Source organism: Streptomyces sp. GbtcB6, from assembly GCF_019091475.1.
Classification (GTDB): domain Bacteria; phylum Actinomycetota; class Actinomycetes; order Streptomycetales; family Streptomycetaceae; genus Streptomyces; species Streptomyces hyaluromycini.
In genome coordinates, this window is record NZ_JAGXJL010000077.1 from 1 (window position 1) to 11,777 (window position 11,777).

The 11,777-nt window shown below is 68.9% G+C and carries 11 protein-coding genes and 1 pseudogene; 7 read left to right on the forward strand and 5 right to left on the reverse strand.

Annotation, left to right across the window (positions count from 1 at the left end; translation table 11 throughout):
- Positions 1 to 13: 13 nt before the first annotated feature.
- A complete protein-coding gene (locus KVT45_RS50220; protein ID WP_254648535.1) occupies positions 14 to 157 on the forward strand; it encodes a limonene-1,2-epoxide hydrolase family protein in 144 nt (47 codons plus the stop codon).
- Positions 158 to 510: 353 nt separating this feature from the next.
- On the opposite strand, the gene KVT45_RS50225 is transcribed toward KVT45_RS50220, so the two are convergent.
- Complete coding sequence (locus KVT45_RS50225) at positions 511 to 852, reverse strand: hypothetical protein (RefSeq protein ID WP_217560970.1); 342 nt, start codon at positions 850 to 852, stop codon at positions 511 to 513.
- Between the two features lie 33 nt (positions 853 to 885).
- Positions 886 to 1,650, reverse strand: coding sequence for a transposase family protein (locus KVT45_RS50230; RefSeq protein WP_217560972.1), 765 nt, complete (start codon positions 1,648 to 1,650; stop codon positions 886 to 888).
- 838 nt (positions 1,651 to 2,488) lie between these two features.
- Between KVT45_RS50230 and KVT45_RS50235 the strand changes: the two genes are divergently transcribed.
- Both KVT45_RS50235 and KVT45_RS50240 read left to right on the forward strand, forming a co-directional pair.
- Positions 2,489 to 3,553 (forward strand): polyprenyl synthetase family protein, encoded by a 1,065-nt coding sequence (locus KVT45_RS50235; RefSeq protein ID WP_308311122.1) that lies wholly within the window; start codon positions 2,489 to 2,491, stop codon positions 3,551 to 3,553.
- Positions 3,554 to 3,637: 84 nt separating this feature from the next.
- Positions 3,638 to 4,708, forward strand: coding sequence for a polyprenyl synthetase family protein (locus KVT45_RS50240; protein ID WP_217560981.1), 1,071 nt, complete (start codon positions 3,638 to 3,640; stop codon positions 4,706 to 4,708).
- Here the strand turns inward: KVT45_RS50240 and KVT45_RS50245 are convergent.
- The 3 genes from KVT45_RS50245 to KVT45_RS50255 all read right to left on the reverse strand — a co-directional run bounded on the left by KVT45_RS50245 (position 4,659) and on the right by KVT45_RS50255 (position 7,337).
- Positions 4,659 to 6,041 carry a wax ester/triacylglycerol synthase family O-acyltransferase gene (locus KVT45_RS50245; RefSeq protein WP_217560983.1) on the reverse strand — a complete coding sequence of 461 codons (1,383 nt, stop codon included), beginning with the start codon at positions 6,039 to 6,041 and terminating at the stop codon, positions 4,659 to 4,661. The genes KVT45_RS50240 and KVT45_RS50245 overlap by 50 nt on opposite strands.
- Before the next feature lie 5 nt (positions 6,042 to 6,046).
- Positions 6,047 to 6,628, reverse strand: coding sequence for a hypothetical protein (locus KVT45_RS50250; RefSeq protein WP_308311123.1), 582 nt, complete (start codon positions 6,626 to 6,628; stop codon positions 6,047 to 6,049).
- 340 nt (positions 6,629 to 6,968) lie between these two features.
- Positions 6,969 to 7,337 (reverse strand): VOC family protein, encoded by a 369-nt coding sequence (locus tag KVT45_RS50255; protein ID WP_217560987.1) that lies wholly within the window; start codon positions 7,335 to 7,337, stop codon positions 6,969 to 6,971.
- Between the two features lie 234 nt (positions 7,338 to 7,571).
- On the opposite strand from KVT45_RS50255, the pseudogene KVT45_RS57235 reads away from it, so the two are divergent.
- The 4 genes and pseudogenes from KVT45_RS57235 to KVT45_RS50270 all read left to right on the forward strand — a co-directional run.
- Positions 7,572 to 7,676, forward strand: a pseudogene (locus tag KVT45_RS57235) (universal stress protein); the annotation flags it as partial.
- A gap of 679 nt (positions 7,677 to 8,355) precedes the next feature.
- The gene (locus KVT45_RS50260; RefSeq protein ID WP_217560989.1) at positions 8,356 to 9,513 is read left to right on the forward strand and encodes an HAD family hydrolase; all 1,158 of its coding nucleotides are present in this window, start codon (positions 8,356 to 8,358) and stop codon (positions 9,511 to 9,513) included.
- A gap of 2 nt (positions 9,514 to 9,515) precedes the next feature.
- The gene (locus KVT45_RS50265; protein ID WP_217560991.1) at positions 9,516 to 10,040 is read left to right on the forward strand and encodes a gluconate 2-dehydrogenase subunit 3 family protein; all 525 of its coding nucleotides are present in this window, start codon (positions 9,516 to 9,518) and stop codon (positions 10,038 to 10,040) included.
- Positions 10,037 to 11,707: a GMC oxidoreductase gene (locus KVT45_RS50270; RefSeq protein ID WP_217560993.1), complete on the forward strand. Its 1,671-nt coding sequence runs from the start codon at positions 10,037 to 10,039 to the stop codon at positions 11,705 to 11,707. Before KVT45_RS50265 ends, KVT45_RS50270 begins: the two co-directional genes overlap by 4 nt.
- Positions 11,708 to 11,777 lie beyond the last annotated feature (70 nt).

The following is an 11,777-nucleotide window of genomic DNA, read 5'->3' on the forward strand; positions in this document are numbered from 1 at the left end:
CGGACCGATCGTGATGACCGAGCGGGTGGACGTCTTCAAGCTCCCCGGCAAATCGTTCGAACTGCCGGTCATGGGGATCTTCGAGGTCGCTGATGGCAAGATCAACGCCTGGCGCGACTATTTCGACATGAACCAGTTCACCAGCCGGATGGGATAAGGCTGGACCCCAGCTCAGCGCTCGAGCTCACATTGAGGTTTTCATCGAACTCGGCATCTTCGCCGAGGAGGAGTCCGTCCCTGCATCCGTAGTCGCCCTGCTGTGGCAGGCCACGGCGGGCTGACCGAGGATCAGACACGCGCCCTGTGCCGAGACCTGGAACGCCTGTCCCTGCTCAGCCTCGATCGGCGGCACGGTGGCAGGATCAGCCTGCACGACATCATCCGCGACTGTCTCCGCCACGTTCTCGGCACGGCCGGCCTGGCCCGCCTCAACGGCCTCCTGGTCGACACGGTTGCCGCCACCTTGCCACTGGCCGAGCCCCTCGCCCCCAGCCGTACCGCCGCGCGAAGTCAAAAACCGAGCTGCGGAGGAACGTCCTCTCGCACGAGGCGGACTCGCGCGGCTGGTATGCGGCCGGGCAGGTAGTCGAATCCATTGCCGTTGTCGAGGAGCAACCCCTCATCGATGCCGTCCACGGACCAGAGATCAACCGGCCCACCGGTGTTGTTGATCTGAAGGAAGAACTCCGCTGTCTCCTCGCCCCGACAGACGAAGATCCCCTCCACCTCAGGGCGGCGGCTGCCGGCGATTCCCGGTGCGGCGCCCATCCGGGTCCAATCCAGGCCATGCTGTGTGATCGACCGCCGATTGAGCACGGACGAAACATGGAAGAGGTTCGACGTATCAGACACGCCAGGAGTATAGGAGGCAGTGAGGCTTCCTCCTCAGGTTGAGGCGGTCGGCTCCAGGGTGAGGACGGCCCTGACGAGGTCGGTGGTGCGGGTGGTGCCGCAGCGGAGCTTCCGCAGCAGGCGCCAGGACTTGATGGTGGCCATGGCCTGTGCGCCGAGTGCGCGGATCTTCGTGTGGGCGCGGTTGACGGCCTTCTTCCCGGCGGAGAGCTTGTTCCAGCGGCCGCGGAAGGGGACGCGGACGGCGGGGCCGGAGCCCTGGTACGCCTTATCGGCCCAGCACCGGATGCCGCCGGCGCTGAGGGCGTCGAGCAGGCCGTGGGAGCGGGCTGCCCTGATGTCGTGGACCGGGCCCGCCGGGGCCGGCGAAGCGCAGATGAGCTTCCCGAGCGGGTTGGTGAGGACTTGGACGTTCATGCCGTGCTTGCGGTGCTTGCCGGAGTAGAAGGGGCGGTCGGCCGCGATGCGGTCGATGGGCAGCAGGGTTCCGTCCAGGATCACGAACGCCTTGCGTGCGGCAACCGCCATGGCCTGCTGGAGGGTGGGGGCGAGGGCGGCCAGGACGACCACGGCCTCGGTGACGTAGTGGTGGGCGGTGGCCAGGCCGACGCCGGACCCGGCCGCGACTTGGGCGAAGGTGTGACCGCAGCGCAGGTGGGCCAGGGTCATCAACGCCTGTCGGCCACAAGTGAGTCGACGCCAGCGGGTGCCGATCCGTCGCCGCCGAGCGGTCAGCTCCCGCCGCGGCAGCCGCAGTGCGGAAGTGGACAGGTCCAGTGCGGACGGGTGGACAAGCACGCGAAGCTCCTGGCAGCGAAGGTTGATCTTGGTCGACAACCCATCTACCAGGAGCTTCGTCGTTCTGCCAGGCCAACCCCAGCGACCCCCCCAGCCATGTTGGAAAGGACTCAGTGGCACCGGTGGCCAACACTGCCCTGCACGCAGAGGCGTCTGCCCACTCCATGCTGCGAATGAAGGTGCAGGCCAGAGCGTCCTGTCGTGAGAGGTCAGTTATGCCTGGGCGCGCACGACGCCGTTGGCGCCTCGTGCGGTCCGTGTTCCTGCGACGCCTTCGGAGTGCGGGTGATTCTCGAACGCACCCGCCCGCTCATGGTTGAGGCCGGACAGGCCCTGCACTGCCACTTACCGCAGTTGCTGGTATCGGTGGGCATCGGACCGGACAGCCCAACCCTTCCCCTCGGAGGAGCTACACCCATCCGCGAAGCCGAAGGGAGAAGAGATCTTCTTGGAGTCGCCTACCGAGATTCCCTGACCTGCGGCGATGCGCTCCCCACGGCGGCTCGTACTCCCCAGATTCTCCCCAGGAGGGTTGCCGGATGATGATCGTGGGGCGTGTTCTGGAAGGCCCGTCGGCCAGGTGCGCCAGTCACGCTTCGTGGCCGACAGCGGAACAGAGGTACAGATTGCGCGGTGAGCAGGGGATGCCTTGGCGCGTGTTCTTGAGCGGTCTGTGTCGTTGGAGGGATCATGGAGACCAACTGGGTGACGCGGCCGGCCAACGGCCCAGGTTGTCGCAAGAGCCCTGACGCCGGGCGCAACCCCCACGATCACCTTCCTCCGTCCCGACGGGGCTTGAACCTGCCCGGTTGGGAGTGGTGAATCGGTGACTTCGGGTGTGGTCGACGCGCAAGCGATGGATTTGCGCGAGGTGCAGCGCCAGGTCGATGCGGCGCTTGAGGATTTCCTTGCCGAAAAGGCCCGTGCGGCGGTCGGCCGGGAGTATCCGCCAGAGGTGGTGCAGACCGTGCGGGACTTCTTGGCAGCAGGCGGGAAGCGGATCCGGGCACTGCTGTGCGTGGTGGGCTGGCATGCCGCAGGCGGAGACGGGGAGGCGACGTCGGCGTTGCGTGTGGCGGCGTCGTTGGAGCTGTTCGTGGCCTTTGCCCTCATCCACGACGACATCATGGACGACTCGGTCAGCCGCCGGGGCCGCCCCGCAGTCCATCGTGTGATGCGTGCCCGGCTGGGGGAGGACGAGCGGGCCGAGCGGCTGGGGGCGGGCGGCGCGCTGCTGGTGGGCAACCTCGCGTTGATGTGGGCGCAGGAGTTGCTGCACACCGCCCGGTTGGAGCCGGGGCGGCAGCGGCTGGTGCACGGGTTGAACGACGCGATGCTGGAAGAGGTGATGTACGGCCAGTATCTGGATGTGATGGGTACCGGCTGTGGCGCTGACGATGTCGAGGCAGCCTTGCGGATCATCCGCTGCAAGACCGCCACCGCGACCATCGAGCGGCCTCTTCAACTGGGGGCTGCTGTAGCCGGGGCCGGTGAGGCCACGATGGACGTCTTCACACGGCTGGGCGTGCCGTTGGGTGAGGCGTTCCAACTGAGGGATGACCTGTTGGACGTCTTCGGCAGCCCGGACGGCGCGTGCGCGCCGGGCCTGAGCGATCTGCGGGAAGGCAAGCGGACCGTTCTGCTCGCGTTGGGTCTGCAGCGCGCCGACCGGGTCCAGCGCGAGCGGCTTGGCCACCTCGTGGGCCGGGCCGACCTGGGGGAGCACGAAGCGGCCGAGGCACGGACGATCCTGCAGGACACCGGGGCAAGGGAGCACACCGAGCGGATGATCGCCGACCGCTACGAACGAGTGCTGCAGGTCCTGGACGGGGCCGGCTTCCCGCAAGCCGCGGACCGTGCTCTGCGCGGCCTGGCGGTCACCGCCACCCAGTACACCTCCTGACATCGCACCGCGTGCCCCGGGCACCAGCGCACACCGCCGCGCGTCTACAACTGTGTCACCCAACCCGAGCAGGAAGAACTCGTCATGACCCAGCAGGTTCTCGAGCGTGTCGCTGGATACGAGCGCCGGTTCAACACGCTGTTCGAGGAGTACTTCGACACGTTGAGCGCCGGGCTCGATGCGCCGGCGTTCAGCCGTTTCACTCCGGACTGCCTGCAGTTGCTGCGGGAACTGTCCTTGCGGGGCGGCAAGCGGATACGGGTCGTTCTCCTGCATGAGGCAGCTCGTCTGGTGACCGGCGAGCCGGTCGAAGGACTGGACGCCGCGGCACTGAGCGTCGAGCTGCTGCAGACCCACGGCCTGGTGCACGACGATCTCATCGACGACAGCCCCACCCGCCGCAGCGGCCCTTCCACTTACTACGCCTACCGTGAACGGTTCCCCGGCCACCCGCAGACCGCCCTCGGTCTCACCGTACTTGCAGGCGACCTCGCGTTCGCCCTGTCCCTGCGGGTACTGCTGGATGCCAAGCTGCCGGTCGCGGTGCGGCAGGCCATGGTCGAGGTGCAGACGCGGGCGGCGGCCGACACCTTTGTGGGCCAGATCATCGACCTGGAGCGCGATTTCACCGCCACCGTCGACGAGCAGATCCTGCACTGCGTGGCCGACTACAAGTCCGCCCGCTACTCGATCCTCGCGCCCATGCAACTCGGACTTCTGGCCGCCGGCGAGGAACCGGACCTCTTCGAGCAGGACCTGCGCGAGTACGCACGGCTGGTGGGGATCTGCGGGCAGATGCGTGATGACTACCTGGATCTGTTCGGGGACGCGGCCGCCATGGGCAAGCCGACCGGCACCGACATCCGTGACGGGAAACAGAGCTATACCGTCAGTGCCCTGCTGTCCGCCGTCGACGGCTCCGAGCGTACGGTGGTGCAGGCCGCGCTCGGTGACCCGTCCTGCACGCCGGAAACCATCGCCGCCGTCCGGGAGATCGGTGAGAACCGTGGTGTGACGGTGCGGATGCAGGCGGACATGCGGCGCTGTGCCGAGCAGGCTTCCACGGTGGCCGCGGGCTGGCGGTCACGGTGGCGTGAGGAGGCGGTCACCTTCTTCGAGTATCTGCCGCTGTGGGGCGTTGAGAGAGCCATGTGAGCAGCGCACGCACGGCAGGCGTGGCGCGCCCGTCCGGTGTGCGCCCCGCGGGTGCGGGATCGCGACCTGGGACCGGCGAGGCTGTGGCCACCAGGTCCGCGAGGGCCTGGCGCCAGCGTGCGGGAAAGCTGTCGGCGCCGGGGAGGGCTTGGTCGATACGGAAGCACGCACTGGTCGTGCCCTCGTAGCTGACCGCCGCAATGGCCATGGGGACGCCAGGCGGGCAGCAGATGATGGGGTCGATGCGGCGCACTGCCGCCTCGCCGTAGTGCAGACGCCGGCGCACCACGAGATAGGAGGCGCAGACGGTGAGTCGGCTCGGGACGGTGCTGGCGGCCACGAAGCGCTGGAGCAGCGGCTGGGGAAGGCGAGTGAGAGCAGCTCGGAGAACCGCCTTGTGTCCGGCCGACTTCAGGGGAATGGTGACTGCTTGCGCACGTGCCAGCCGTCGGCCCACAGGCATGGCCCCGCCGGGCAGGTCGATCCGAGCCAGGAACAGCCGGTTGCCGGGCGCCCCGGCTTCATCGGGCGTGCGCAGATTGACGGGAACCATGACGGGAATCGACATGCCGGCTGCGCGAGGCCAAGCGTCTTCGGCCCACTGGGTGATCGCGTGGGCCACGGCGGTGAGGTAGACGTCGTTGGTGCTGGCTCCGGCGGCGTGGGCCGCGGTGCGCAGACCGGCGGAGGGCGCTTGAGTCCACATCGTGTGACGGCGGCTGGACAGCGGATGCGAGGCGGATTGCCACAGACGGTGCCGGCGCGCCTGGCGCAGCAGGGTCACGGTGCTGCGCAGGACTTGGCACAGGCGGGGCCTGGGGATTGGGCAGATACCCCGGGTGAGCACTGAGAACTGTTCCGGCAGGAGTTGCGGCGCGAACAGCGCCTCCAAGACCGTGACGACGTTCGCGCCGTCCTGGACGGCATGATGGGTGAGATACAGCAGAGCGAACCCGTCGGGCGTGTGACCGTGCAGGAGGATCATGCGCCAGGCAGGGGCCCCCTCGGTCCAGGGCTCCTGCAGGAGGAGCCGCACGGTCGCCTCAAGAGCCTCCGGCGCACTGGCCACCTGCCGATCACGAACGTGCCGGGCCATGTCCGGGGCGGCAGGCATCCACCGTGCCGTCTGCCCGTCGCCGGTCAGGACATGCGTCAAACAGGGAAGATCGGCAAGATGCGCGGTCACGTGCTCGCGCAGAGCGGCCAGATCGGGCACGTCGCCAGTCAGGTGCAGCACCACCCCGACCGTCGAGTTGGCGTCCAGGTGCTCCGCGAGCTGTTCGGCCTTCACCATGACGAGATCGGCGGGGCTCGGATCCGGGAACCGGTTCATATCCCTTACCTCAGGAGCGTGTAGACAGGTGCGCTGACAGTCGCGCCGATCAGCACCCCGACGGTGACCTGGCCAACGGTGTGGCAACGCAGCCGGATACGGGACCAGCCGATCAGCACCACCAAGGGAGTCAGCAGGAGCATCCAGGGGCCGAAGACCGAGCCGAGGATGGCAAGAGCGCCGGAAGCGACGGCGGAGTGAACCGACACCTTCCAGAAGAAGGTGATCACCAGCAAGGTGAGCAGGACGGCGAGCATCGCCGTAACCAGGGCCGTCACCTCGGCGGGAGCTTTGAGCCCGTACAGCAGCGCGGTGCCGGTGATGACCGAGGCCATCACCCCGGGGGCAGCCACGATACGGTCCTGCCGCCGCCGCACATGTCGGTCGCCCCAGTACTGGCGGCGCTCACCGAACCCCAGGATCAACGTGGGCAGCACCGCGGTGAACACCGCCGCGAACACGCCCCATCCGATGCCGGCCCATCCGGCGGCGTGCCAGCCCAGCAGCGGAGCCAGGACCAGTATCCAGTTCCGCGGCTCACCGCCGTCGCTGAGCAGCCAGGCCCAGCGTGCCGCGGAACGAGGCACCACCTCGCCCGCGGCTGGGCGGGAAGAGCCGGGCGGCGGGGCTGATACGACAGGTGAAGCACCCGAAGCCGCAGTGTTGTGTTGCGACACCTCTGAAAGCCCCGCCCCTCACGTGGTGTTGCCGCCGTGCGGCCGTTCATCATCGAAACGACGCCTTCAAGGGGCCGGTCACGGCGCCCGCACGGCCTGCTCGATGTGAGTCGGCGTTGCTCCGTGCTGACCCCGCCCGCGCCACCCACCTGTTTCGCGAGCTGCTCGTCCTGACGAACATCGAAGCCACTACCGACAGTTGATCTCTACCGCAGGCAGCCCACGATCAGCGCATACCTCCGGGACAGTGTCACCGGGCCGGGATCGGCTGAGTGAGGTTCACCGGGTTGCCGTCGGGGTCCTGGATGTGGGCGACGCGCTGTCCCCACGGCATGTCGTTGGGGGCACCGCGGACCGAGCCGCCCAGCGCCTCCACCCGGCCGAGCGTCTCGTCGACGTCGTCGACACCGATGCTGAGCAGGATCCGCGGTGCCGCCCCGGTCCCCGGGTTCGCCTTGGCCACCAGCCCGAGGTCGGTGTCGCCGATACGCAGGCCGAGGTAGAAGGCCGGGCCTTCCGCCGGTACCCGGAAGATCTCCTCGGCGCCGAACAATTTCGTATAGAAGCCGAGCAGGACGTCCTGGTCGGCAGTGATGATCACTGGCTGGATAGTGGACATGGCACTCCTGCCGAGAACGGTCGTGTCGCTGGGTAGACCGTTCGAGGACGGTGAACTCATCGGCAGAACCGCCCTGTCGGACGATCTGTACCCCAGACTGCCGCCCGCGACCAGTACGAGCAGCCCGAAACGGGGTCACACCACCCCTGCTGAACAGCCACTTCAAGATGGCGCAGCCTCAGAGAGCATGATCCGCATCGCCCACGAGCTATGTCAGCCAGACGTCCGCATACTGTAGTTGTCGCCGCCGAAGGTGCCGACCTGCTCATCCTGGCCCGCGGCGGCAAACGCACCCACCTCGGACCACGGGGCCTCGGTTCCGGCGGCCGGTTCGTCCTGGGTCTCCCCACGGCCTTACGGGGTCCACCCCGTACATCTGCTTCTCGGCATCCCTGGGCGGAGCCCCGATACGGTCTCGGGAGTGGTGAGCGTGTCTGATCGCGTGGTCGGCGTCTGGCTGCCGGCTGTCGCGAACTCGACGGGATCATCTGGCTCCCGGAGCACTCTGGCTGCGAACCGGCGGCCATGCTGACTCAACACTGAGTCGTGCACGCCGGGTTCGCATCGACCAGGGGAATGCCGCGAGGCAGTCACCATGCACGGGTTCACCGAGGGCCTGCTGCCTCCACGGCGGCTGGGCGTGCAGCGATAGCCGGGTGTCACCCATTTGGGTATGATTTGAGCAGATTGTCCGTCGATGGGTGTGCGGGCAGGAGGCCCGGATGGGAGTCCGAGAACCGATCCCGCCCGCATCGGTGCGTGACCCCGCCACCGGCCGGCCGGTGGCGCTTCCCGGAGACCGCGTCTGAGCCTCGTATGGCGGTGCGTGTCGGGTGCGCTCGACGAGGCGGTATTCGGGTCGCCGGCCGTCCCGGACCGACGAGACATCGAGGCGCCGTGGCCTCAGGGCATCCGGACATCCTTGTGCCGATCGGTCTGGTGGTGGTGCACGACCGCCCGGCGCGCCCTACGACGTCGCGTCCGTCCCGCTCGTACACATCCATGGAAGGGGCGTCCTATGCCCGCCACCACCGTCGACTGCGACGTGGTCTTCTTCGACCTGCGCGACACCCTCGGCGACGTCGACCGGCCCGGTCATCTCGCGCTGTATCGGCCCAGCACCGAGAAGCTGCTCGACGCCATGCGGGATCTGGTGGGGCTGCGTCTCGGCGTGATCACCAACCTGCCCGCGGAGGTCAGTGGCGAGCAAGGACGTCGGATGATTGCCGAGGCCGTCGTCACCGAGCACAACGGCACCGTCGTCCACCTCGCGGACATCCTGGACCCGCAGGGCATCGTGATCAACCACGAGGCCAAGCTGGACAAGCCCGATCCCGCCATCTACCACTTCGCCGCCGATCAGATGCGCGTACCGATCGAGCGGTGCCTGTTCGTCGGGGAGAACCTCATCGAAGTCCTCGCTGCCCAGGCGGCCGGCATGCGGGGCGTGCTCAAGCCGTCGCCGCCCGGCAAGGAGTTCCAGCCCGCGGTGATCACCCGGCAGGGGGAATCGGTCCGCGACAGCGGCCGTGCCTTCGAGGAGTTCCTCGAACAGGAGCACCTGCTCGGCGAACGCGTCTTCGCGTGTGGCAGCCGCATCGTGCAGGCGCTCGACTCGGTGCACCGGGCACAGGACATCCCGCCGGGGGTGCGCACCGCGATGGGCATGCTCGTGTACACGCTCACCGACTTCGCGGACCAGGCGCACCTGAAGGCTGAGGAAGCGATCGTGCCGCTGGCCGTCGCACGCGGCATGCCGCCCGACCATGCCCGCTGGATGTTCGACCAGCACGACCAGGCCCGTGCCTATTGGGAGGCGATCCGCGTCGCCTGGCGACGGATCCAGAACGGCGACCCCGGCGACGTGTCCTACGCGATCTCCGACTTCCGCCGCTGCACGGAGGGCTTCGTACTGCTCTTCCGCTCACACGTGGTACGCGAGAACGACGAGTTGTATCCGGAACTGGGCCGCTACCTCACCGACGCGGACGACGCGACCGTGCTCTCCATCGTCCGCCACACCGGCCCGCCGGACATGGGGCCCTACACGGCAATCGTCGGCGCGATGGAGGAGGCCCTCGACAACGCGCACATCGCAGACGCCGCCGACCCCGCGCGCGGCACGGACGACCCGGACAGCGCGGACGGGGCAACCCGGACCACCGGAAAGGCCTGACCATGTGGCTCCTGCGACCGCCCGGCACCGGCTGTTTCGACAAGGACCAGCGGCGCGCCGTGGAGGTGCTCTTCGACGCGGTCCTGCCCGGCGGACCCCGACGGCCCGGCGCGGCCGACGCCGACGCCGCCGAGTACATCGACCGCCTCCTGGCCATGGGCCCCGAGACGCATCCCGAGATTCCATCGTGGCGTCTGGCCTACCCGGTGCTGCTCGCTGCTCTCGACACCGCCGCGCAACGGGCGCACGGCGGACGCGGTGTCGCCGAACTCGACCGCGCCGAGGCCACCGCGCTGCTGCTCGACCTGGCGGCGGGGACCCTGCCCGACTGGCCCACGGCCGCCCTTGCCCAGCCGGCCGCGTTCGCCCTGCTGCGGGCCCACTGCATCGAGGGCTGCTTCGGCGACCCGCGCTGGGGCGGCAACCGCGAAGCGGTGATCTGGCGCTGGTACGGCTACCTCACACCGGCCGAACCCTTCACCCGCCCCACCACCGCGACCGCCGACCGGCCCGGGGAGGACTCATGACCGCCACGACCACCGCACCCGGCGGATATGACGCGATCGTCGTGGGCGCCGGCGCGGGCGGCGGCACCGCGGCCCGCGTGCTCACCGCGCGCGGACGCCGCGTCGCCGTGCTGGAGAAGGGCCCGCTCCCGGTCGCCGACGACTTCCTTCCCTACGACGAACTCCACTTCCACACGCACAAGGCGCTGATCCCGCACCGCGACACCGACCCCAACATCTACATGGCCGGCCCCGGTCAGGACCAGCCCACCCGGGTCGAGCGCTGGTGGAACGTCAACATGGTCGGCGGCGCGACGAACGTGTGGGACGCCAACGTGCCCCGCTACACCGAGGAGGACTTCCGCGTCCTCGACCACCTGCACGACGTGCCGCCCGAAGCGGACATGGTGAACTGGCCGTGGACCTACCGCGAGTTCGAGCCGTGGTTCGAGCGGGCCGAGTACGAATGGGGCGTCTCCGGGCGGGCCCGACAGTCGCCGGCTCAGGAACCGATGCGGCTCGGCTACGACTACGCCATGCCGCCGCTGCGCCCGCACGCGGCCGTGCCGTTCCTGACCGAGGCGTTCGGCCGCGCCGGAATGCGGCCCTACCTCGGCCCCCGGGCAATCAACTCCCGGGTGAACGACGGCCGTCCGGCCTGCTCGTTCTGCGGCTTCAACCAGTTCTTCGGCTGCGGTCTCAACTCGCGGGCCTCGGCGCTGAACACGGTTCTCCAGCGCGCCCTGGCCACCGGCCGGTGCGACCTGCTGACCGGACACTGCGTGACCCGGCTCGTGCACGAGGACGGGCGGGTGCGCGGCGTGATGTATCGCACCGAGCCCGGCGGACCCGAGCGGTTCCTGGGGGCTTCCCAGGTGCTGGTGTCCATCCAGACCATCGAGTCGGCGCGGTTGTTCCTCGTGTCGGAGGTGCCCGATCCCAACCGAATGGTCGGCCACTATCTGACCTATCACACCCACGGAAACGCCGAAGTCACCCTGCCGCTCCAGCCCGTGTGGACCGGCGGCGGCGCCCAGCAGCCCGCCACCGCGATCGGCTCCCTGCAACTGCGCGACCTGTACGTGGTCGACGACCCCGCCACCCCGGTCACCAAAGCCGGCAAGTTCTCCGTGTACGACCCCTACACGTGCGTGCCGCCGGTCCGGCTCGTCAAGGGCGCCGCGCTCGGACCCGGCCGCGGCGGCCTGTGGGGCGAGGACCTGTACACCTACCTCGACGAACTGCGTCACCAGGGCGGCGTCTACTTCTCCTTCACCGGCGAGGCGCTCTCCCTGTACGACAACCGGGTCGAACTCGACCCCGACGTCACCGACCCGTGGGGCATGCCCGCGGCCCGAATCTGGTACCGGCACCACGCCTACGACCTGGCCGCGGCTCGCTACGCCATCGATCGCGTGGTTCGGGTGATGGAGGACGCCGGCGGCGAGCTGCGCGGCTACGACGTTCCCGGCGCGGAGAACCCCGGCTACGGACATGTACAGGGCACGCTGCGCGCCGGCACCGATCCCGACGCCTCGGTGCTCGACGAGAACTGCCAGTCGCACACCGTCTCCGGACTCTATGTCCTCGACTGCGCGTTCATGCCGACCGCCGGCGCCTCGAACCCCACCCTGACGCTTCTCGCCAACGCCTACCGGGTGTGCGAGCAACTCCCGGACCCCGACTGAGGCGCACGCCCTCGACGAGGTACCGGCACACCGACACCGGACCGAACGGGAACGACGCGAAAGGCAGCAC